The sequence below is a fragment of the Streptosporangium sp. NBC_01639 genome (assembly GCF_045209755.1).
GTDB lineage: Bacteria > Actinomycetota > Actinomycetes > Streptosporangiales > Streptosporangiaceae > Streptosporangium.
Genome location: NZ_CP109272.1, coordinates 2098878 through 2120171, shown reverse-complemented (window position 1 = coordinate 2120171; position 21294 = coordinate 2098878). Strand labels below are relative to the sequence as shown.

Sequence of the window (21294 nt, the reverse complement as noted above, 5' to 3'; positions counted from 1 at the left end):
TCCGCCGGGCCCGGCGCGGATCCCCGCGCCGGGCCCGCCCACCATCGGAGATCACCACTGAGGGGAGGTACCCCATGGCTCGTTTTCTGCTGCGGCGGCTCGTGACCAGCGTCGTCGTTCTGGCCGGCCTGGCCGTTGTCACCTTTCTGATGACCCAGGTACTGCCTGGCGACCCGGCCAGGACGGCCGCGGGGCGTAACGCGACCGCCGAACAGGTGGCACAGGTACGGATCCAGCTCGGCCTGGACCAGCCCCTGTGGCAGCAGTTCACCGGCTATCTGGACCGGTTGCTCCACGGCGACCTGGGCATCTCGGTGTTCACCCAGCGGCCGGTGCTCGACGACATCACCGCCATGCTGCCCTCCTCGGTGGAACTCGTGCTCGCCGCGATGGTGATCAACATCGTGGTGGCGGTACCGCTGGGCGTGTACGCCGCCTACCGGCGAGGCCGGCCGGCCGACATCGCCGCCCGGCTCATCGCCCTGCTGGGCGCGGCGGTCCCGGTCTTCTGGCTCGGCCTCATGCTCCAACTCGTCTTCGCCGCCCAACTCAAACTGCTGCCACTGACCGGCCAGCTCGCCTTCGGCCAGGCCGTACCGAAGATCACTGGAATGACCTCGCTGGACGCGCTGCTGAGCGGGAACCTGCCGGCCCTCGGCGACGCCCTGCAGCACCTGGTACTTCCCGCTCTCACACTGGCCGCCTCGTTCGTCGCGGTCGTGGCCCGTACGGTGCGCTCCTCGATGATCACCACGCTGGACTCCGACTACATCACGCTGGCCCGGGCGACCGGCGCCTCGGAGCTGCGTGTGGTGGTGCGGCACGGCCTGCGTAACGCCATGGTCCCGGCCAGCACGATCCTGGGCATGCAGCTCGGCTGGATGCTCGGCTCCACGGTGCTGGTGGAATCCATCTTCGGCAGAACGGGGATCGGCGCCCAAGCGGTCTCCGCCGTCCTGCAGAGCGACCTCTACACCGTGATCGGCACGGTTCTCGTGATCGGAGTGGTCTTCGTGGTGGCGAACATCGCCGTGGACCTGGTCCAGCTCTGGCTCAACCCGCGGCTGCGCAGGACGAAGCGCCGCACGGGTGAGCCGGCCGCACCCACTCTCGCGGAGGTGAGAGCGTGAGCGCCGACGCCCCGGCGGTCACCGGCACGCGGCGCCGCGTCCGGCCCCGCACCCCGATCGTCGAGCTCGCCGCGGTGACGGTGGCCGTGGCGATGGTGCTCCTCGCCGTCGTGGGCCCGCTGATCGCGCCGCACGATCCCTACGCGGTCGACCTGTCCAAGGCCCTGCTGTCCCCTTCCGGCGATCACTGGTTCGGCACCGACGCCAGCGGCCGTGACGTGCTCAGCCGGGTCCTGTCCGGCGCACGGGTGACCCTGCCGGCCACGATGATCGTGATCATCGTGGCGGCCCTGATCGGGACCGTGCTCGGCACCGTCGCCGCCCTCGGCGGCAAGGTCGCCGACGAGGTGCTGATGCGGATCACCGACATCGGCCTCTCGCTCCCGTCGATCATCCTGGCCCTCGGCCTGGCCGCCGCGCTCGGCTCCGGTCTGCAGTCCGCGGTGATCGCCCTGTCCCTCACCTGGTGGCCGGGGTACGCACGGCTGGTGCGTACGCTGGTCCGCGACGTCAAGGACGCCGAGTACGTCGACGCGGCCCGGATGCTGGGCGTCTCCCGGCCCCGTCTCGTCTTCCGGCACATCCTGCCCAACGCGCTGAACACCCTGTACGTGCAGACCACGCTGGACGTCGCCGCCGTGATGCTGGTCATCTCCGGCCTGTCCTTCGTCGGTGTCGGCGCGCAGGTGCCGTCCGCCGAATGGGGGGCGATGATCGCTGTGGCGGCCAACAACCTCACCAACGGCTGGTGGGCGGTGGCCTTCCCCGGCCTGGCCATCATGCTGACCGCGATCTCTTTCAACCTGCTGGGCGACTGGCTGCGGGTGCGCAACGACCCGACGATCCGCGAAGGGGCCGGCCGATGACGAACCCACCGCTGCTCGCCGTACGAGATCTGCGGGCGAGTTTCCCCGGGCCCACCGGGCCGGTCGAGGTCGTGCACGGCGTCGACCTGGAACTGGCCCGCGGCGAGAAGGTCGCGCTGGTCGGCGAGTCGGGCTCCGGCAAGTCGGTCACCGCGCGAGCCGTACTGCGACTGGATGCCGGCGCCACGCTGACCGGGCGGATCGAACTGGACGGCACCGACCTGCTGACGCTGCCGCCACGCCGGATGCGCGAGATCCGCGGTTCGAGAGTCGGCCTGGTCTTCCAGGACCCGCTCGCCTCGCTCAACCCGGTGATGACGATCGGCTGGCAGATCATGCAGCCGCTGGTCATCCGAGGGGTGCCCAAGCGGGTCGCCCGGCGTCGCGGCGTCGAACTGCTCACCCGGCTGGGCGTGCGCGACGCCGAACACCGCTTCGACGACTACCCCCACCAGTTCTCCGGCGGGATGCGCCAGCGGGTGGTGATCGCCATCGCGGTCATCGCCGAACCCGCACTGCTCATCGCCGACGAGCCGACCACCGCGCTCGACGTGCGGGTCCAGGCGCAGGTGCTGCGACTGCTGCACGAACTGGCCGACGAGCGGGACATGGCGGTCCTGCTGATCACTCACGACCTGGGCATCGTGGCCGGATTCGCCGAACGGGTGGTGGTGATGCGCCACGGCCTGGCGGTGGAGACCGGCCAGGTCGAGGAGATCTACGCCCGGCCCCGCCATCCCTACACCAGGGCGCTGCTTGCAGCCGTGCCCCGCATCGGGGGCGACCTGTCCCGGCCGCTGGCCACCATCGGCTCCGCTGCTGAGAAAGCGTCCGAGGAAGCGGCTGAGGAAGGAACGGTGAGCCAGGCATGAGTGAGCCCCTGCTGCGGGTGCGGAACCTGGTCAAGACCTTCGAGGGCAGACGCGTGCTGGACGACGTCTCCTTCGACATGATGCCGGGTGAGGTGCTCGGCCTGGTCGGGGAGTCGGGCTCCGGCAAGTCCACCACCGCGCGGTGTGTGGCGCGGCTGACCGAACCCGACTCGGGCCGGGTGGAGCTCGGCGGGCGCGACGTGCTGGCGGCCGGACGGAAGGAACTGCGCTCCTTCCGTCGCGAGATGCAGATGGTGTTCCAGGACCCGTACTCGTCGCTGAACCCCCGGATGACCGTGGCCGAACTGCTTGAGGAGCCGCTCGCCGTACACGGGCTGGAACCGGACCGGCGTCGGCGCCGGGACCGCGCGGCGGCCCTGTTGGAGACGGTGAGCATGTCCGCCGAACACCTGGACCGCTACCCCAGGTCGTTCTCCGGCGGGCAGCGCCAGCGCATCGCCATCGCCAGGGCTCTGGCGGTCGAGCCCCGGCTGCTCATCTGCGACGAGCCGATCTCCTCCCTGGACGTCTCGGTGCAGGCGCAGGTGCTCAACCTGCTCCGGGACCTGCGCCGGCGGCTGAACCTGTCCATCCTTTTCATCGCGCACGATCTGGCCGTCGTCTACTACCTCTGCGATCGGATCGCGGTCATGGAGCAGGGACGGCTGGCCGAGATCGGCACCCGGGAGCAGGTGTACGAGGCGCCGGAGCACCCCTACACCCGGTCGCTGCTGGCGGCCGTCCCGATCCCCGACCCGGCCGCCGAGCGTGCCCGCCGCGCGGCAGAACCCCAGGACTGAAGGAGGACCCGTGGAGAGTCTGCGGATGTTCGTCAACGGCCAGGCGATGTCAGGCGGCAGCCTGAACACCGCGCTGAGCGGCGCCCGGTTCGTCGGCCCCGCCGAGACCGCGCCCCGCTACCGGTTCTACTCGGTACGCGACGAGTTCCCCGGCCTGTACCAGGTGACCTCCGACGGGCACGCCGTACCCGGCGAGCTGTACGAGGTGACCTACGAGATCCTGCGCGAGCACCTGCTGCCGAACGAGCCCGAGGAACTGGAGCTGAGTGTGATCGAGCTCGCCGACGGCAGCGGATCGCTGTCCATGCGGATGCGCGACGAGTCGCTCACTCTGCCCGGGGTCACCGACATCAGTACGGCCGGCGGCTGGCGCGCCTACCTCGCAGGAGCGTCCGTCCAGCCGGAGGACACGGTTCGATGAGGCCCGCCGAGCTGGTGGTCCGGGGCGGAACCGTGGTCGAGGCGGGATGGTCCGCCCCCGCGGACGTGTTCGTGGCCGGCGGCGTCGTCGTCGCCCTGGCCGAGCCCGGCACACCCGCGCCGGGCACCGCCACCGAGATCGACGCGACCGGACGGCTGGTCATGCCGGGTGGGGTGGACCCGCACTGCCACGTCGGCTTCACCTCCGGCGACTTCACCTCGCTCGACGACTACACCCAGTGCACGACGGCCGCGGTGTTCGGCGGCACCACCACGATCGTGGACTTCGCCATCCCCCGGCCCGGCCAGGCGCCCGCCGACGCGGCGTACGCCCAACGGGCCAAGGCGGCCCTGGGACTGTGCGACAGCGCCCTGCACGCCTGCGTCGTGGAGTGGGACGAGACGGTGCCCGGTCAGCTCGGCGCGCTGGTTGCGGACGGCATGCCCACAGTGAAGATGTTCACCACCTACCGCGGCGAGACCATGGCGGGCGAGGACACCATCCTGCGGACCATGAAGACGCTGCGCGACCTGGGCGGCATGGTGGTGATCCACTGTGAGGCCAACCACATCATCGAGGACACCCAGGAGCGGCACGCGACGAGTGGCAGGATCGGCGCCGAGCACATGGCCGAGACCCGTCCCGAACTGGCCGAGACCGCCTCGGTGGCCGAGGTGCTGGCCATCGCCGAGTCGCTGCGGGCACCGGTCTACTTCGTGCACCAGTCCACCGCCGAGGCCGTCGAACTGGTGGCGGCGGCCAGGCGGCGCGGCGTGCCGGCGTTCACCGAGTCGGTCGCCCACCACCTGGTGCTGGACGATGGCCACTACGCCGGCCCGGCCCCGGAACGGTTCGTCTGCTGCCCGCCGCTCCGCTCCCGCCAGGCGGTCGACGCGCTGGGACGTCACCTGTTCACCGGGGAGATCACCACGATCGGTAGCGACCACTGCTGCTACGACGTGGCCCAGAAGGAGTCGCGGCGCACCGACGTGCGGGCCATGCCCAACGGCCTGCCCGGGGTGGAGACCCGGCTACCGGTGATCTTCTCTGGCTACGTCGCCGGGGCCGGGCTGCCCGCCACCCGGTTCGTCGAGCTGACCTCGGCCAACCCGGCCAGGACCAACGGCCTGTACCCGCGCAAGGGCACGCTGATGCCGGGCGCCGACGCCGACATCGCGATCTGGGATCCGGCCGTCCGGTGGCAGGTGAGCGCCGGTGACCTGCACATGGCGACGGACTACACGCCCTACGAGGGCATGACTCTGACCGGCAGGCCTCGGACGGTCCTGGTCGGCGGCCGAATCGTGGTCCACGACGGCACCCTGGTCGACCCCGTCCCCCGAGGCCGGCACCTGTCCGCGGGACCGATCTCGCTCACCCCGGCACTGGGGCGCGCGGTCCCGTGACGACGGCGGCATGGTCGCGCTGTTTCGCCCGATCGCTCGCACTCCGCGACCAGCCGCCCCATCCACCGCGGCGTATGCAGGGGTCAGTGCCCAGGAGCGTTTCCGGCGCGGGCGATCGGCCGATCCACTTTCACGCGGTTACGTCGCCGGATCGCTCGGCCGGCTGTGCGGTGAGAACGCCGGCCGTGCGCCCCACATGACGGCACCGGCCAGCCCCACCACGGTCAGGGCCGTCCACGGCAGTACGGTCACTCCTGCGGTGGCCAGCAGCAGCCCGCCGAACAGCGCGCCACCACCGATGCCCAGGTTGAACGCGGCAACGTACCAGGATGAGGCCGCGTCGGGAGCGGCCGCGCCCAGCCGGAGGACCGCTGTCTGCAGGCTCACCGGCAGGGACGCCAAGGCGAACCCCCACAGCGCGATGGCCGTCGTGGCGATCGGTGGCAGATGCGCACCGAGGCCCAGCGCGGCCAGCGCGACGGCCATCGACGCGGCGGCACCGAACACGACCAGCCGTGGTCGCCGGTCCACGAGCGTTCCGCTGAACCAGGTGCCGGCCAGGCCGGCCAGGCCGTATATCGACAGCAGCGCGCCGACCGCGGCGTCGGCGGTCCCGGCCTGATGCAGCAGCGGCGTTATGTAGGTGTAGAGGGAAAAATGTCCAAGGATCAGCAATGCGGTCGCCGCCACCACGGGCCCTAGCCGCGGCAGGCGCAGCACCTTGGGCATGTCCGCCGATCGGAGGGCGGCCCCGCCAGGGATGTGTGGAAGGGCGCGCAGTGCCGCGGCGACGGTGACGAGGGCCAGGAGGGCCATGACCCAGAAGGCCGTGCGCCACCCGGCGGCCGCGCCCAGGGTGGCGCCCAGGGGGACGCCCAGAACGAGGGCGGCCGAGTTTCCTGCGAAGACGATGGACGTCGCACGCCCGATGCGTCCGGGACCGGCAAGTGCCGCGGCGTAACCGGCGATGATCGACCAGAACACCCCGTGTGCGGTGCCGCACAGGAAGCGTGCCAGGAGCAGTGTCGGGTAGTCCACTGCGAGCCCGGACAGCACCGTGCCCAAGGCGAACACCGCGCACACCCCGATGAAGAGCCGTTTGCGCGGCCACCGTGACGTCCATGCCGTGAGCGGAGCCGCGGTCAGCCCCACGGTGAAGGCGTACACCGTCACCAGCAAGCCGGCCCGTGACTGCGTGACCCCCAGGTCCTCACTGATCGACGGCAGCAACCCGACCGGCAGCAACTCGGTGGTGACGACGACGAACGTGCTGATCGCGAGCACTGCCAGGCCGACACGTCGGCGCGACGAAGACGCGGTGGGCGGGCCGGCCTGCTCGGTACCGGGAAGAGCCGTCACGCCGGCCGCGGGGCGATCGTCGCGAGGAACTCGCGGACGAGCTGCAGCCAGGTCGCGCGATCGGGCTCCTCCAGAACGTGCGCGGCGCCGGGAAGCTCGACGAGCTTGGCTTCGGGGATGCCGGCGGCCAGGCGGTAGGAACTGTCGGGGAGGACCAGCCGGTCACCGGTCGGCACCACGACGAGGGTGGGTACGGTCACCCGCGCGAGATCCTCGCGCACATCCACCCGCGACACCAGGTCGAAGTGGTCCACCGTTCCCGGTGGCATCACCTCCTGGATCTGCGCCACCATGGCGTCAAGGTCGGCCGGGGGGATCTCCGCCAGGCGCGCCGGTGACATGCACGACAGGCAGGCCAGGCGAGCCAGGGCGCTCCACTCACCCGCACGGGCCAGCGTCTTGATGAGCTGGGCGGCCAGCGCCAGGACCGGATCGGCGACGGGGAACCCCGCGGTGAGCACGAGTGCGGTGACCCGCCGGGGGTGCCGGCTGGCGACCCGGACCGCCACGGCACTGCCCAGCGACTCACCCAGGACGGCGAAGGAGTCGTGTCCCTGCGCGACGGCGGACGCCACCAACTGGTCGGCCAGCTCGTCGAGCTGCAGCGGTTCCGTGGCGACGGGCGTGGCGCCGGCACCCGGGTAGTGCGGGCCGATGACGGTGTGGTCACGTGAGAGGTCGTCGAGGACCAGGCCGAAGTTGCCGTGGATCCCGCCGCCGGCACCGTGGGCGAGCAGGAGCGCGGGACCGTCGCCCTGTACCAGAACATCGAAGCGAGGCTGGGGAAGCGGGTATTCGTTCGTCATGCCGGTCACGCTAAACTCCGACATCAATGTCAGAGTCAAGCCCGGCCGGTGTGAGGCGGAACACATGCGGATGAAGGAGATGGTCCGGCGCACCGGAGTCCATGAGCGGCTGCTGCGCTACTACGAGCAGCAAGGACTGCTCAACCCCGAAAGGCTGCCGAGCGGCTACCGGGTCTACAGCGACTCCGACGTGGAAACGGTGCGCCGTATCCGCTGCCTGCTGACCGCCGGACTCACCACCACCCTGATCGGTCAGGTCCTGCCCTGCATCCGTACGGACGGGGAACGGCTCGTCCCCGTCTGCCCCGACCTGGTCGCCCAGCTGCAGCAGGAACGGCAACGCATCACCACGGCCATCCAGGAGCTGCAGACGTCGCGCACCATGCTGGACCTCGTCATCACCGCCGCACCACACCAGATGGAGGAACAACCGGACGCCTCGGCAGCGTGAGCGCTGCGCCGCTTCCGTCCGTGATCTCGGGAACGTAGCCGGACGGTCTACCGGGTCAACTGGGCCGTAGCAGTTCGACGAGTTCCGGGGCGATGCCCGAAAATTTCCGGTCCGCGGTGAGCAGCGCGTCGGCCCCCACCTCACGGGCGGTTGCGATGATGAGGGCGTCCGGCACGCGAATCGTCAGGTCCGCGGCTCTGAGCAGGGCCGCGGCCTCAGCCGTCGCCTCGTCCACCTCGACGATCCGGTCGATGACGGCGGCACGGAACGCCCCGAGCATCTTCTCGGCCGCGACACTCTTGCGGACCGCCCCCACCCGCAGTTCACTCCAGGTGATCACGGAGACGGTGAACGAGGCCGCCTTGTCCTCCCAGCGGCGAACGGCGTCAAGAGCATGGTTGTGCAGCGCGTCGTCGGGGTTGAGCAGGCCGACGACGACGTTGGTGTCGAGCATGACAATCGGCACCCGTCATCTCCAGCTCTCGCGGCTCGCCTCGACGTCCACGGCCTCGGTGAAGCCCGGGATGGTGCCGATCACACCGTCGAGACGGCTGCGGTGTCGCCGGATGATGATCTGGCCGCCTTCTTCGGCGATGTCGACCGGGTCTCCCGCGTGCAGGCCGAGCTTGCGCAGCACCGCCGCCGGCAGAGTCACCTGGTTCTTGCTGGAGATGCGCGCCGGCCCCGTACGCCTGGCACGTGTTCCCTTGCCGTGCTCCATAACCTTTACTTTAGCCATCACAAGTAAAGGTTAAACTGTGTCGCGCAGAGTATGTGAGCGATCTCAGAAAGTTACCAGCTGTCGTTGAGACCAGCTGATCCGGAGATCCGGCCTCGTGACCGTGCGGCACGTACATTTGGAGATGTGACCGCTGCCCATGACTATGAGGGCATGCATCACCTGGTCGACCGGCTTCCATCTCCGGCCTGAAAGCGGAGGCCCGCCAGAGTCAGCTCCAGCCCGGCGAGGAACTGCTCCCTGTCGTCGTGCCCGTCGAACTCCTCGACGATGTCGTGCACGAACGGAAACTCCTCAGCGTCGAGCGCACGCCACGTCTCGGCATAGCGACCGAGGAACTCGTCGCGGTCCACGAAGCCGTCGAGCACCTCCTGGGGCGGCTCCTGCCCCATGTCGGCGGCGTTGCCGACCACAACACTCACGATCGCCGACACGGCGTGGAACCGCTGCCGTGGCGTGAGGTCGAGTCGAAGCGTCTGCTGCCCTAGCTCTTCATAAAGTCGCAACGAGTTGCCCGGGACGTCGATGTTGTGCATGAAGTGCGCACCCAGCCACGGTCGGTCCACGATCGCGTCGAACAGCGTGACGGCCATCACGCGCAGGTCATCGATCGGGTCGCCGCTGCTGGTCTGTCCTTCGATGGCGGTCAGCACCCCGCCGAGCACGTGGTCGATGGCGCGTTCGAGCAGGTCGTCCTTGCTTGAGACGTACCAGTAGATGCTGCCGACGCCGGTGCCGAGCCGGGCCGCGAGGGCGCGGAGGGTCAGCGCCGGCTCGCCCGCCTCGTCGAGCAGGGCCACGGCCGCAGTGAGAACGGCCTCGATGGAGTGCGAGGCACGTTGACGCCCTCGGGAAGGACGATCGGCGGGTCGTGGTCGCGAGCCTGTCATGGTGCATATCCAATCACAACTTGCACAATTATCGAACCTCGTTCTATTGTCGAACGTCGTTCGATGTTCGGCGACGTTCCGATAGGAGGCCCACCATGACCACGACTGCCACCGCGCCCGCCGCATCACGCACCTATCCGTCCCTGCGCGCGGCATGGATTCCCCTGGCCGCGCTCTGCCTGGCCTTCTTCGTCGAGATGGTCGACAACACGCTGCTCTCGATCGCGCTGCCCACGATCGGCCGAGACCTCGGCAGCGGCACGACCGCGCTGCAGTGGGTCACCGGCGCGTACTCGCTGACGTTCGGCGGCCTGCTGCTGACGGCAGGATCGATGGCCGACCGGCTCGGGCGCCGACGTGTGCTGCTGATCGGCCTGGCGGTGTTCGGTCTGCTGAGCCTGGGCGTCGTCGCGGTCACCACCGCAGGGGAGCTCATCACCTTGCGGGCCGGCCTCGGCATCGCCGCAGCGGCGATGGCCCCCATCACCAACTCGCTGGTCTTCCGGCTGTTCGACGACAAGGCGCTGCGGATGCGCGCGATGACCCTGATGATCATCGTCGGCATGTCCGGCTTCGTCCTCGGCCCCCTGCTGGGCGGCACCGCCCTGGCCCACGCGCGGTGGCAGTGGCTCCTGGTCGTCAACGCCCCGATCGCACTGATCGCGGCCATCGGCATCCGTTTCGGGGTCCCGGCCGACCGGCCGCAGGACCTGACCCACGACAAGCTCGATCTGCCGGGTGCCGCGCTGAGCGTCACCACCATCGGCCTCGCCTGCTACTCGCTGACCAGCGGCGTCGAGCACGGCTGGCTCTCCGCGTCCACACTCGCATCACTCCTCGGCGCCATCGCCGCGGGCATCGCGTTCGTGTGGCACGAGCGCCGCAGCCCATCGCCCATGCTGGACCTCCGCCTCTTCTCCAACGGCACCGTCCGCGGCGCCGCCATCGCGCAGATCGGCACGGCCATCGCGATGGCCGCCGTGATGTTCGGGCTGATCCTCCACTTCCAGTACGCCTACGGGTGGAGCCCCGTACGGGCCGGCCTGGCGAACCTGCCGCTCATCGTGACCATGATCGCTGCCACCCCCCTGTCCGAGTGGCTCGCGGGAAGGTTCGGCCACCGCGTCGCCTGCCTGGTCGGCGCGGCCTGCCTGGCCGGCTCACTGGCCGGCCTGTCCTGGGGCGTCGACCACGGGTACGGTGCCATCGCGGTCTGCATGGTCGTGATGACCGTCGGACTGCGCACCGTCATGACGATCTGCGCCATCGCGCTCGTCGATGCGATGCCGAGCAACCGCACCTCGATCGGCACGGCACTCAACGACACCGCCCAGGAGGTCGGAACCAGCATCGGCACCGCCGTGGTCGGCACCCTGATCGCCGCGCTGGTCACCACACAGCTGCCCGCAGGCACCTGGAGCAACGCTCTGGTGGCGTCGTTCTTCCACGGCGAGCGGATCACCTACGCCGTGGTAGCGGTCGTCGTCGGCCTGGTCGCGGCGGGCGGTGCACTCACACTCACCAACTCCCGCGTCACCGAAGAGCCCCGCTGAGCGGCTTCGGTGAGGTTCGCCGCCGATGCCTGGACGCGGGACCGCCGGCGGGTGAGTGCCTGGTCCGCGGCGGTGCCGATGGGTGCGACGCCGGTGGGCCCGGTCGGGGCCGCCGCCAGACAGGAACCTCGGCGCCGATACCCTCCGCGGTCAGGTCCAGGGCGCCGGCTCCGCCGGGCTTGGTGCGTCCGGAGAACACGGGGCGCTTCACACCCGGTCCGTCTCGTTCCGCCGGTCATGTTTCACCGGGTGGCCTCCAAGGCGTCGCGAGCGTCCATGAGGGCGAAGCCGAGCAGGTTCGGGCCCCGCCACGTGGCGGGGGAGGCGGCACGTCGGTCATCGGCGGTGAGCCCGATGCCCCAGATCCGATCGACGGGGCTGGCTTCGACCAGAACACATGCGCGGGTGCCGAGCAGGAAATCCCTCAGCTCCGGGTGCTGGCCGAACTTGGCGAGGTTGCCACGTACCACGATCTCGTAACGGTGCTCGTCCCATACGGCCTCGTCGAAGCCATGGACCTCGCGGCCGAGCTTTTTGGCCTCGCCGGGATGCTCGGCGGCGAGGATCCGCGCCGCGGTCTTGTCGTCGCCGAACAGCCACGCCTTGTGCGCCATCATGTAGTGCTCGGCCGACCGGAAGACGTGTCCGTCCGCGGTGAAGGTGACCTCCCACCACTGGCTGAGGCATCCGGCGCCGACACCACCGTCACGCGGCGGCTGATGGCCCCAGAAGAACAGGTAACGCAACGGCCGGCCGTCCCGTTCCGCGGTGACGGCCTCGGTAACCGAGCGGGGCAGCTTGCTGAGATCGAACACCGTCATACCGTGCCATGTGCGGCTACCGTCCGGCCAGCGGGTTGTCGGCTCCGTTGGAATTAAGCCCGCCGTGTCTCCCGCGACCGGTGCGCAGAAGCGGCATCAGCCGCTGACCCTGCTCTGGGCGATCGGCCGCGCGGCCAGGGTGAGCCACGCCTCACGCCGGGGAGCACCTATCGCGAGCTCGGATGGCTCATCGAGGAGTTCGGTCTTGAAGAGGACCGGCCCAACCCGGAGTTCCCGGTGCTCTGGCTCTACCACCACGGCCTGTGGGATCTGCCCGGTCACGCCAATGTGCCGTCCGCTGGCGGTCGGCCCGCGCAGCGGTGGATGAAGATTGAGGAGAGCTGGCTTTTCTTGGCTCAGTCGCTGCTACCCGCACGCGTCGCAAGCGCCGGTTGAAGGAAGCTGCACGGAGCAGCGGGGACAGATCTGGGAAGGCCTCTCCGAGCGTACGCTTCGACGGTCGATGGCTGCTTGATGCTTTGGGGCCAGTGCGGGAGTGCCCCCACCAGGGGGCAGGGTTGCGCCGAAGCGCCGGTAGCATTCCAGCCGGGAGTGAGCGGCGTGCTTCTCGCGAGCGAGAACATCGTCTGCCGGCGGCTCTCCTGCGACCTCAAGAACCTCCTTGTAGCCCTCGCCCACCATGCCGTCGTCGGAGTGCACCACCAGAGCGGTGAGCGGCGGGTCGCCGCGGCGATGAGCCTCCCGAACCACCTTGCTCAGAACACCTCCGATCCAGTTGTGGAGCAGAACCCTGGTACGGATACCGGTGCTCTCCTGAATCTTCTCGGCAAGCTCCTTGTAGGTGATGACCGCGTGATACGTATGTGCCACACCAACGAGCAAGGGGTAGGCCTCACGGGCCCAGATCTCTCGGGCCTCCGCTGTCGCCACGGGGGTGTCGTCAGATACGCGCCAATAGCCATGTTGCGACATGTCTAGCCCTCCGAACCCACCGTGCGTTCAGTCGTCCAGCGTCATCCTTCCGTACGCTGCGCGCATGCGCCGTGAATTCGCTTGAGCTGGTTTGATACCGGCCACGTGGCGCAGGCCCCCCGAAGCGCCAATCTCTTTCGAATACGGCTATCGGGCATGAAAGTCGTCGAGATCACCTCATTCTCCATGTATGGGTCAGGCGTTGCTGCTTCGTGGTGAGTGCTGGAATTCCAGGTCATTCATCTGGGTCAGTAGGTCCTGGACGTTTCTGGCTTCGATAGGGGCGGGTGCGTTGGGGAGCCAGGTGGGGAAGGCCCAGTAGCGGCGTGCCCAGCGGCGCCAGAGGATGACCCAGCCTGGATGGCGAGCTTCTAGGCCCTGGGCCAGATCAGTGGCATTGTCCGTGCTCGCTGCGGGTTCCGGGGCGGGGAGGTCGGTGCCACGACGGCGGCGGCCTCGGAGACGGAGGAGGTCGTTTGCTGAGGTGATCATGAGAATCATCGCTTTCCGTCGTGCAGGGATGGGGGAGGCCGGCGTCCCGGACCGGAGTGGGATCAGGGCCGTGGACGCCGGCCTTTTGGAAGGTCCATGCTCGGCGCGGGGGAGCCGTGAGCATGGACCGGCTCCGGGCCCAGGGAGATCGGGGGATGATCCCGCCTGCCCCGGAGGGGCGGGGAGATCAGGGCCGGTGCTGCTGGGCCGGAAGGTCGAACCAGACGCCGGTGGCGAGCTGGCCGGTGCCGCACAGCCGAGTCCATTGGGCGCCGCAACGCCCGTGGGTGAGTTCGGTGACGATGCGCAGGCCCCGCCCGCCGACTTCGAGGTCGTCAACGCGATCGGGGACAGGAAGAGGGCGGTTAAGGAGGTATTCGATCAGGGCGGCCCCGGCGCCGGCGTCGACCACTTCGGCTCTGACCGGCAGGCGGTGGTCGTGCAGGAGGCGTAGTTCGTAGGGGCCGGGGGCGTAGCGGGTGGCGTTGGTGGCCAACTCAGAGACCACGATCTCCAGCTCGTCAAGCACGTCGGCGGCGAGAGGCAGGCCGGACAACCGGTCGCGGAGCAGTCCCCGGGCGCGACGGGCCGCGCCGGTGGGAGGCAGGCACCAGGCGGTCATCCGGAAGCGGCTGCGTGGTTTGCCGTGCCCGCCGGGGTCCGGGACGGGAACGTGCTCGATGAGCATCGTCGCTCCTAACGGGTGGGAATGGGGACGTTTCACCGGCGACGGAAACCGGCTTCAGTGGGTCGCCCATGGCGGGGTGGGACCTGTTCATCAGTGCATGCGCGGAATAGCCGCTCTATTCACCTGTCTGTAACAAATTGATTGCGGAGTGTGATTCAGTAGGGGCGGGCTGGGTCCGACGGCCTCCAGAAAACCCTGTCACCCGCCTCATGAACAGGCGAATCTCGTTGTCCCCGGTTGTCCCCTCCGGCGGGAAGCCCCTCACGGCCTGTTCGAGTGGATTAATCAGATTTACAGTTCGAGGAAGGAGGGGATGTGCATGCCCGAACCAGTGCCCACGCAGCCTGGCGGAGTTTTCGTACACCCTTTGAGCTACGTCCGTGCCGACCGCGGATGGACCTACCAGGACCTGGTGAACGTCATCGCCAGGCGAGTCGGCAATATGGCACGAAGGAGGGAGAAGGCATGGCGCTGGGAGCACTGGGGAGTCGTGCCCGACCGTGAGACACAACTCGCTCTGGCGGCCGAACTCGAGGTCTCCGAAGAGCTTCTCCACGTGCAGCCATGGCCCGATTGGCTGCCCGTCGGCGACCCCATCCGAGTCGACTTCTCCTGGGACCAGCCGGGCAGCATACTCGCTCTCAATCACGCACTGGAAAAGGCGATGATGGACCGACGCGGTTTCATGCGGCTGACCGGAATGAGCCTGGCGGGGTTCGCGACCGACTGGCTCAACGTCGAACCGGCTCAGCTGATGTCCGTACTGCGCGGTGGCCGGATCACTGAGGAGTTCGTGGCCCAGATCGAGGCGGGCCTGCCCCGTCTACGCATGCTGGGAGACAGCTATGGCGGGCAACGGTCACGCAGACTGATCGACGCCGAGCTTGGCATGGTCGTTGAGGTGCTGGAGAAGTCCTCCTACAGCGCGACCGTCGCCCAGCGTCTTCATGGACTGGCTGCGGAACTCGGACGTCTGGCAGGTTTCGCCTCCTTCGACGAGGGCTTGCATTCCGCAGCCCAGCGTTACTGGGTCGCAGCCGTTCACTCCGCGCACGCGGCCGGCGACCGTGCTGTAGGCGCGAACATCCTCAAGTCGATGGCCCTGCAGTGCAAGGACTTCGGGAACTTCGCCGACGGTCTGACCATCGCCCGCACCGCCTACGAGAGCGCCGGAGAGGTCACACCACGAACCGCCAGCATGCTGGCCGTACGTCTGGCCGGTGCTCACGCGAGTGTTGGCGACGTGGCTGAGACCCATCGCCTACTGGGCATCGCCGACACCCAATTCGGGCGCGGTACACGCGCAGACGATCCAGCATGGGCTGGGTGGTTCGACGAAGGGGCTTTCCACGACCACGTCGGTGTGTGTTACCTCGACCTGGGCAACCTGCGACGCGCGGACTCCCACTTGGACAAGGCCCGAGAAGGGTTTTCCCCGACCAGACGCAGAGACCATGCCACCTACCTGATCAGGCATGCCCACGTCCAGAACGGCCTCGGCAACGCCGACCAGGCCGGAGACCTGCTCCACCAGGCGATTCCGCTGATCGAGCAGGCCCCTTCCCAACGCAACGTCGGAAAGCTGCTCGCCGTTCGTGATCGCCTGCCCAATGACACCCGCCGGAGCGACCTCGACCAACGGCTGTCCACTCTGACGGGATGACGGCCTGTAGGCCGGTGAGGACGCGACCGTCGACCTTTATCGCACCACCAGTGACCTGCTGAAGTCCGATGCGCTGTCGCCGAAGGTGTCGCTGTCCCTCCTCACCACGATCGCCAAGGACCTCCCATGAACAAGAACATCCTCGACCCGGCCTGGATCGAGACCCAGCTTCGTGAAGCTCGCTGGCAGACCAGCAGTCTCAGCAGCGGCGGCACCAACTGCGTCCAGGTTGCCTTCCTGTATCAGGGCGTTGTGGCACTCCGCGACTCCAAGCACCCTGAGAAGGCCCCGCACCTGTTCACCGACGCTGAGTACGACGCCTTCACCGGCGGCATCGAGCGTGGCGAACTCCGTCGTCCCTGAGCCTGCCGGTCATGGCGTGACAGGGATCGTCCCAACCCCGGTTCGCAGCCACTTCAGCACCTGCGATCACATCCGGCAGGCAGGTCGCTTTTGATGTGTCCGGAGGATGCGGAGCACCTCAAGGGAGGCCGTGGACCCGCTGGATGAACGTGAACCACTCACCTGGCCGGGTGCCGGTGTGACCGTTATGCCGCAGGGTCAACTCCAAGGTTCGTCTGAGCGGATGCGGAGATTGCATGATGGCTTCGTTTCGCCGCGCCAGCCTGGTCATTTCCGCCGGTGTCGGTGGCCGGTCACTCTTCTGTCTGTTGCACGGTGCGTGTGTGGGGGCCAGGTTCCATACCGCGTCCAGGTCTGGTGTCGTGCCCCGGTCTCCGGGGCCGAGAAGGCGACTCATGAACGAGTAGGGGAAGACGTGGTCGACGGCGATATCGTCGACCCCCGGTGTGATGGGTACCCCGCAGATCAGGCAGAGACCGTGCTGGAAGCCGATGACCGCGTCCGTGACGCCGGCGACCGATCGACGACGCTGTCTGTCGGTGATCCGCAGCGTGGCCATGTCCACGGCGACCCCTTCAAGGACCAGACTTCGGCCGATCCCGGCGGCGAAGGACGTCTCCACAATGCTCCAGCGAGCTGACAGTTCGCCCCGCAGACTCGCGGACTGCTCCGACCGGGCGATGTCGCGGAGATGTTCGCTCAGCCGTACGACCCGCTCTCGGGAGCTTCCCGTCACCTCGTAGAAACGGTGTGGCACCTCCACTCCCTCGCTACGCAGGTTGTGGAATTTCTTCATCACCATCCTGGGCATGGACTGGAGGGTGGCCGCCAGGAGTTCTTCGGTGGGGTGCCCGAGTTCCAGTGACTCCGTGGCCTCTCTTCCGGCCACCGAGAGGAAGTCCGACTCTCCGGTCTTCGCGTTCGAGGACACCTGCGGTGCCTGACCGAGATGCCGGACCAGCCCCATCGCATACGGCACCGCCAGGTCCCGAAGAAGGATCTCCGACCGTCCTTCCGCGGCGGCGTCCAGGAGCGCGGCACCGAGCGCGAACTTGTACGTGCGGGTGTTCGCCCCCATCAGTACGGCCAGGCGCCACGAAGATCGCGCGGTCGGCTCCAGACGGAAGAAATCCATATCCATATGACCCCGCCGCCCTGGTGTGTATTTGCCGAAATACAGGCTATTTTCACCGTCTGCTCAGGGGAACCGGTGCAGCAGAGAAATCCGGTACCGAGATAGGCTCCGTGGCTGCGGAAGGAATCTGGCGCGTGCGGAGGCGAGGCCTGACATGGGAAAACTCGTGCGGGACGGAATTCCGGAGCTCATTCGGCAGCACGGCAGGGAGCCGGTGGTGACCGTTCTCGGCGACGCCGACTATCGCAGGGCTCTACTGGAGAAACTGTTCGAGGAGTCGACGGAGCTCAGCGAGGCTCCGGCAACCGAAGTGGCGGAGGAGATCGCCGACGTGCTCGAAGTGCTGCGGGCCATCGCCACACTGCACGGGCACGAGTGGGCGGACATCGAGAAGGTCGCCGAGGTCAAGCGAGCCGAGCGGGGGGCGTTCCTCGAACGCGTCTACCTCGAAGGATGACGTAACCGGGTAATCCGCAGTCCTTCCTCCCGTCCCCAACGCCGCCCTCCGGAGTCCGGCGAATGATCGAAAATGGGTTGATCCTCTCGGTAGGGTGAACGCGAATGCCGGTTCGAAACCGAGCCGTTCCATGTGGGGGCTGTAGCGCAGTCGGCCGTCGCGCTTTCTCTGGCAGGGGAGAGAAATCCAGCCGGCCCCACCCCAGGGAGGATGACGTGGACTCCGAGACCGTCTCGATGGTCTTGCGAGCGCTCGGCGAGGCCAGGCGGCTCCCGATGGACGATCCGGATCGCAAGTGGATCGCGCACGCGGCGCTCGCACTGGTCCGTGACGGGCAGCAGCGCCGCAAACAGGACCGCGGTCGTGACGCGAAAGAGGCCGATGCCGCAGTGCTGGCGGCCACCGTGATGGGCAGTCCGGGCCGGGTCGTCGACGCTCCTCTCCCGGAGAGACCGGTGGGAGAGCCCGCCGGAGAGCTGCGCAGGCCGCGGCGTTGCTACGTCTGCAAGGATCAGTTCACCCGGGTGGGCAACCTGTATCACCTGCTCTGTCCCTCATGCGCGGCCTTCAACGCCGCGCGCCGTACGGCCCGTGCCGATCTGTCGGGGCGGCGGGCGCTCATCACCGGGGGACGGACGAAGATAGGGCACCAGCTCGCGCTGAAGATGCTCCGCGACGGCGCCCATGTCACGGTGACCACCCGTTTTCCGGCCGACGCGGTCAGGAGGTTCGCCGAAAGCGGTGACTGGGGCGGGCGCCTGGAGGTTGTGGGGATCGATCTGTGCGACCCTCGCCAGGTCATCGCGCTCGGCGACCGGTTCCTGGCGGCCGGAGACCCGCTGGACATCCTGGTCAACAATGCCGCTCAGACCCTGCGCCGGCCGCTGTCGGCTTACGCCGCGCTGGTCGAGGGGGAGCGGGACGGGCTTCCGCCGGGAGCGTCGACGGTGCCGGGGTTCCTGCCGGGGGCCGTGCCGGGACTTACGGTGCCGCTGTCTGGGGGTGGGAACCGGGCTCTGCCGGATCTTACGGTGCCGTCGGGTGACGGGGCCTGGGATGTATCCCCTTCCGGGGATGAGACTCGAGGGCTGCCGGTCCCGACTTCCATGGACGAGGCCGAGCGACTGCGGGTCTCGTCTTCCGGGGGTGAGACCCGAAGGCTGCCGGTCCCGACTTCCATGGACGAGGCCGAGCGGCTACCGGTCTCCCCTTCCGGGGATGTGAATCTGGAGCTGCCGGACGTATCCGGTCTGTTGCTGGACCCGTCGGCACGGAACTCCTGGTCGGTGCGGATCGGGGAGATCGATCCGGCCGAGTTGCTGGAGGTTCAGCTCATCAACGCGGTCGCGCCGTTCTTGCTGATCGACCGGCTGCTGCCGTTGCTGCGCGAGGCGCCCTTCCCGCGCCGGTACATCGTGAACGTCTCGGCGGTGGAGGGCCAGTTCGCGGTGCCGAACAAGACCGGCCGTCACCCGCACACCAACATGGCCAAGGCCGGGCTGAACATGCTGACCCGTACCAGCGCCGCCGATCTGGCGCAGCAGGGTGTGTATATGTGCGGCGTGGACACCGGCTGGATCACCGACGAGAACCCAGTGCCGGTGCGAGAGTGGCTCGACCGCCGGACACCGCTGGACGTCATCGACGGTGCCGCCCGGGTCTACGACCCGATCGTGCGCGGCGAGGCGGGCGATCCGGTGCACGGCGTCTTCCTCAAGGACTACGCGGAGGCACCGTGGTAGGCGGGCCGCATGACGGGGATCGTACGGGCAGCATGGTGGCCGAGCGGCGCGACCAGAACGACGCCGCCCACAAGGATCACACGGGCATCGTGACAGCCGAGCCTCACGCCCGGGATCGTGTGGATATGTCGTGGTAACCGAGCATTCCGGCAAGGACCATGCAGAGCCGCGCGACCTCGATGGGTGGCCACGGTTCTCGGTCGCTCCGGACGGTTGCGACGGCCCATGAAGCGGAGAGCCAGGTACGGTTTCAGCCGGGTGGCGTCTCGCGCGCCCATCGGGGCGGCTTGCGTCTGGCGGCTTCGATCGCCGCGCGGGTGGGACGTCCGACCGAGCCGGGGATCCGGTCGAGGGGGACGCCGAGTGCCTCGGCCCAGAGGCCGCGCCAGGAGAGCCGCCGGGCGGCTTTCCGTTCGGCGCGGTGACGGCGACGATCGGCCTCCGCCCGGGCAGCGGACTCGTCCCGCAGCCACGGCGGGGTTTTCCGGAGCAGCCCCGCGACGTGGTCGGCCGCCCAACGGCCGCTTGCCGGGCGGAGTTGCCGGATCACGTCAACGGGTATGCCGAACAGCTCGGCCACGGACTCGTCGGACAGCCGGGAGGCCACTCGGGCGGCCTGGTCGACAGCGGCTCGCTCGACTCGGTGCCGCTGGGAGGATTCTTCGACGGCACGCTGCTCCTCCGCGTGGACGGCTCGTTGCAACTCCACCTCCGCCCGCGCCCGCAGTAGCCAGGGAGGAGGTGCGGAGACCGTCTCGCGGAGGAGGGGAGCCAGCAGGTGGTCGCCGAAATGGGGCAGCTCTGCTGGGACCATCTCGATGGGCACACCCAGCTCCCGTTCCGCGTCCCGGGGCGAGACCAGGAGACGTACAGGCTCCACTGCTCTCGGGGCGAGTTCGGCGAGCATCACCTCCAGCTCGGTGCGAGAGAGCCGGGCATCGCGCAGCATCTCGGTGAGCGGTGGGACGCGAGGGTCCGCCATACGCTGAAGGGGTCTGAGAGGCCCCGGCCAGACGCCGGCGGCGGCCATCAGCGCAGCGGTCCACAGAAGAACCCGCACGTGGTCCGCGTCGAGGGTGGGCTTGATCGTTTCTATCTCCGCGCGGGCCGCGACAGTGCGCGCGATGTTCAGCTTGCGGGTCTGGACGGCCTTCCTGGCGGCTTCGGAGCGGGAGACCGCCCGCGCGGCGGCGCGTAGTTCGGCGTCCGCGTGGACATGGTCGGCCAGAGCGTCCACGTCGGCGGCACGGTAGTAGCGGACGGTGAGGGTCCGGCCGTACTTCCGGATCTGCTCGGTGGCCACGGGCGCCAGACCGGCGGCGGCGACGATCCGTTTGAAGCGGTCGGCCGAGACGCCGAGCCTGGTCGACGCCTCGGTAATGGTGCAGCGGCGCTCCGCGGCGAGTAATCGCCGGAAGTGCTCGATATCGGCTTCGGCCGCCCTGACGGAGACGGGATCGAAGGTCCGGTCGGGAAGGCGCCGGAGCAGACCGGTCGTGACCGCGAGCTCGATCTCCCAGACGCCGAGCCCGAGCAGCTGCCGGACCATGTTCCTGCCCAGGCCCCGTGCCATGGCCCCACCTCCCGTGTCGGACATCAGTGTGCTGGGCCGCTACGACATTTCAGCGAGTCATCATTTCGCCACGGCGAGTAATCGAGTCTCGTCGTAGGCGTGGCAGACGTCATCACCCAGGAGATCGCCGTTAC

General features: G+C 68.6%; 23 protein-coding genes. 13 read left to right on the top strand and 10 right to left on the bottom strand.

Annotation, left to right across the window (positions count from 1 at the left end; translation table 11 throughout):
* The first annotated feature begins 74 nt into the window (after positions 1 to 74).
* Genes OHA77_RS09470 through hydA form a run of 6 tightly spaced genes read left to right on the top strand, consistent with a single transcriptional unit; the run spans position 75 to position 5495 of the window.
* Entirely contained in the window at positions 75 to 1130 is a 1056-nt protein-coding gene (locus OHA77_RS09470; RefSeq protein ID WP_406317500.1) for an ABC transporter permease, read from the top strand.
* The gene (locus OHA77_RS09465; protein WP_406317499.1) at positions 1127 to 1996 is read left to right on the top strand and encodes an ABC transporter permease; all 870 of its coding nucleotides are present in this window, start codon (positions 1127 to 1129) and stop codon (positions 1994 to 1996) included. Before OHA77_RS09470 ends, OHA77_RS09465 begins: the two co-directional genes overlap by 4 nt.
* Positions 1993 to 2868 (top strand): ABC transporter ATP-binding protein, encoded by an 876-nt coding sequence (locus OHA77_RS09460; protein ID WP_406317497.1) that lies wholly within the window; start codon positions 1993 to 1995, stop codon positions 2866 to 2868. The genes OHA77_RS09465 and OHA77_RS09460 overlap by 4 nt, the downstream gene beginning before the upstream one ends.
* Positions 2865 to 3668, top strand: a complete 804-nt coding sequence (locus OHA77_RS09455) for an ATP-binding cassette domain-containing protein (RefSeq protein ID WP_326821011.1) — start codon at positions 2865 to 2867, stop codon at positions 3666 to 3668. The genes OHA77_RS09460 and OHA77_RS09455 overlap by 4 nt, the downstream gene beginning before the upstream one ends.
* A gap of 10 nt (positions 3669 to 3678) precedes the next feature.
* Positions 3679 to 4089 carry a gamma-glutamylcyclotransferase gene (locus OHA77_RS09450; protein WP_406317492.1) on the top strand — a complete coding sequence of 137 codons (411 nt, stop codon included), beginning with the start codon at positions 3679 to 3681 and terminating at the stop codon, positions 4087 to 4089.
* Entirely contained in the window at positions 4086 to 5495 is a 1410-nt protein-coding gene (hydA, locus tag OHA77_RS09445; RefSeq protein WP_406317491.1) for a dihydropyrimidinase, read from the top strand. The genes OHA77_RS09450 and hydA overlap by 4 nt, the downstream gene beginning before the upstream one ends.
* 138 nt (positions 5496 to 5633) lie before the next feature.
* Here hydA and OHA77_RS09440 read toward each other — a convergent pair whose 3' ends face one another.
* Both OHA77_RS09440 and OHA77_RS09435 read right to left on the bottom strand, forming a co-directional pair.
* Positions 5634 to 6854 (bottom strand): MFS transporter, encoded by a 1221-nt coding sequence (locus OHA77_RS09440; protein ID WP_406317489.1) that lies wholly within the window; start codon positions 6852 to 6854, stop codon positions 5634 to 5636.
* Positions 6851 to 7660: an alpha/beta fold hydrolase gene (locus OHA77_RS09435; RefSeq protein WP_406317487.1), complete on the bottom strand. Its 810-nt coding sequence runs from the start codon at positions 7658 to 7660 to the stop codon at positions 6851 to 6853. Before OHA77_RS09435 ends, OHA77_RS09440 begins: the two co-directional genes overlap by 4 nt.
* Before the next feature lie 64 nt (positions 7661 to 7724).
* Between OHA77_RS09435 and OHA77_RS09430 the strand changes: the two genes are divergently transcribed.
* Positions 7725 to 8111: a MerR family transcriptional regulator gene (locus tag OHA77_RS09430; RefSeq protein WP_406317486.1), complete on the top strand. Its 387-nt coding sequence runs from the start codon at positions 7725 to 7727 to the stop codon at positions 8109 to 8111.
* Positions 8112 to 8166: 55 nt separating this feature from the next.
* Here OHA77_RS09430 and OHA77_RS09425 read toward each other — a convergent pair whose 3' ends face one another.
* From OHA77_RS09425 to OHA77_RS09415, 3 genes are all read right to left on the bottom strand, one after another.
* The gene (locus OHA77_RS09425) at positions 8167 to 8577 is read right to left on the bottom strand and encodes a PIN domain-containing protein (RefSeq protein ID WP_326821016.1); all 411 of its coding nucleotides are present in this window, start codon (positions 8575 to 8577) and stop codon (positions 8167 to 8169) included.
* A gap of 3 nt (positions 8578 to 8580) precedes the next feature.
* On the bottom strand, positions 8581 to 8832 hold the full coding sequence (locus OHA77_RS09420) for an AbrB/MazE/SpoVT family DNA-binding domain-containing protein (RefSeq protein WP_406317485.1): 252 nt from the start codon (positions 8830 to 8832) through the stop codon (positions 8581 to 8583).
* Between the two features lie 176 nt (positions 8833 to 9008).
* A complete protein-coding gene (locus OHA77_RS09415) occupies positions 9009 to 9650 on the bottom strand; it encodes a TetR/AcrR family transcriptional regulator (RefSeq protein ID WP_406317483.1) in 642 nt (213 codons plus the stop codon).
* A gap of 185 nt (positions 9651 to 9835) precedes the next feature.
* Here OHA77_RS09415 and OHA77_RS09410 point away from each other — a divergent pair, with 185 nt between their 5' ends.
* Positions 9836 to 11293, top strand: a complete 1458-nt coding sequence (locus OHA77_RS09410) for an MFS transporter (RefSeq protein ID WP_406317481.1) — start codon at positions 9836 to 9838, stop codon at positions 11291 to 11293.
* Positions 11294 to 11535: 242 nt separating this feature from the next.
* Here the strand turns inward: OHA77_RS09410 and OHA77_RS09405 are convergent, their stop codons facing one another.
* The gene (locus tag OHA77_RS09405) at positions 11536 to 12114 is read right to left on the bottom strand and encodes an NADAR family protein (RefSeq protein WP_406317480.1); all 579 of its coding nucleotides are present in this window, start codon (positions 12112 to 12114) and stop codon (positions 11536 to 11538) included.
* A 96-nt stretch (positions 12115 to 12210) separates the two neighbouring features.
* The gene (locus OHA77_RS09400; RefSeq protein WP_406317478.1) at positions 12211 to 12372 is read right to left on the bottom strand and encodes a hypothetical protein; all 162 of its coding nucleotides are present in this window, start codon (positions 12370 to 12372) and stop codon (positions 12211 to 12213) included.
* Positions 12373 to 12675: 303 nt separating this feature from the next.
* Between OHA77_RS09400 and OHA77_RS09395 the strand changes: the two genes are divergently transcribed.
* Complete coding sequence (locus OHA77_RS09395) at positions 12676 to 13053, top strand: hypothetical protein (RefSeq protein WP_406317477.1); 378 nt, start codon at positions 12676 to 12678, stop codon at positions 13051 to 13053.
* A 673-nt stretch (positions 13054 to 13726) separates the two neighbouring features.
* Here OHA77_RS09395 and OHA77_RS09390 read toward each other — a convergent pair.
* Positions 13727 to 14227, bottom strand: a complete 501-nt coding sequence (locus OHA77_RS09390; protein ID WP_406317476.1) for an ATP-binding protein — start codon at positions 14225 to 14227, stop codon at positions 13727 to 13729.
* A gap of 412 nt (positions 14228 to 14639) precedes the next feature.
* Here OHA77_RS09390 and OHA77_RS09385 point away from each other — a divergent pair, with 412 nt between their 5' ends.
* Together OHA77_RS09385 and OHA77_RS09380 are read left to right on the top strand one after the other, a co-directional pair.
* Positions 14640 to 15890 (top strand): hypothetical protein, encoded by a 1251-nt coding sequence (locus OHA77_RS09385; protein ID WP_406317475.1) that lies wholly within the window; start codon positions 14640 to 14642, stop codon positions 15888 to 15890.
* Between the two features lie 126 nt (positions 15891 to 16016).
* The gene (locus OHA77_RS09380) at positions 16017 to 16253 is read left to right on the top strand and encodes a DUF397 domain-containing protein (protein ID WP_406317473.1); all 237 of its coding nucleotides are present in this window, start codon (positions 16017 to 16019) and stop codon (positions 16251 to 16253) included.
* 118 nt (positions 16254 to 16371) lie between these two features.
* Here the strand turns inward: OHA77_RS09380 and OHA77_RS09375 are convergent, their stop codons facing one another.
* Entirely contained in the window at positions 16372 to 17388 is a 1017-nt protein-coding gene (locus tag OHA77_RS09375; protein ID WP_406317472.1) for a hypothetical protein, read from the bottom strand.
* A 217-nt stretch (positions 17389 to 17605) separates the two neighbouring features.
* On the opposite strand from OHA77_RS09375, the gene OHA77_RS09370 reads away from it, so the two are divergent.
* Together OHA77_RS09370 and OHA77_RS09365 are read left to right on the top strand one after the other, a co-directional pair.
* A complete protein-coding gene (locus tag OHA77_RS09370; RefSeq protein WP_406317470.1) occupies positions 17606 to 17845 on the top strand; it encodes a hypothetical protein in 240 nt (79 codons plus the stop codon).
* Positions 17846 to 18060: 215 nt separating this feature from the next.
* Positions 18061 to 19587, top strand: a complete 1527-nt coding sequence (locus tag OHA77_RS09365; RefSeq protein WP_406317469.1) for an SDR family NAD(P)-dependent oxidoreductase — start codon at positions 18061 to 18063, stop codon at positions 19585 to 19587.
* 250 nt (positions 19588 to 19837) lie between these two features.
* On the opposite strand, the gene OHA77_RS09360 is transcribed toward OHA77_RS09365, so the two are convergent.
* On the bottom strand, positions 19838 to 21160 hold the full coding sequence (locus OHA77_RS09360; RefSeq protein ID WP_406317467.1) for a hypothetical protein: 1323 nt from the start codon (positions 21158 to 21160) through the stop codon (positions 19838 to 19840).
* Positions 21161 to 21294: the final 134 nt, after the last annotated feature.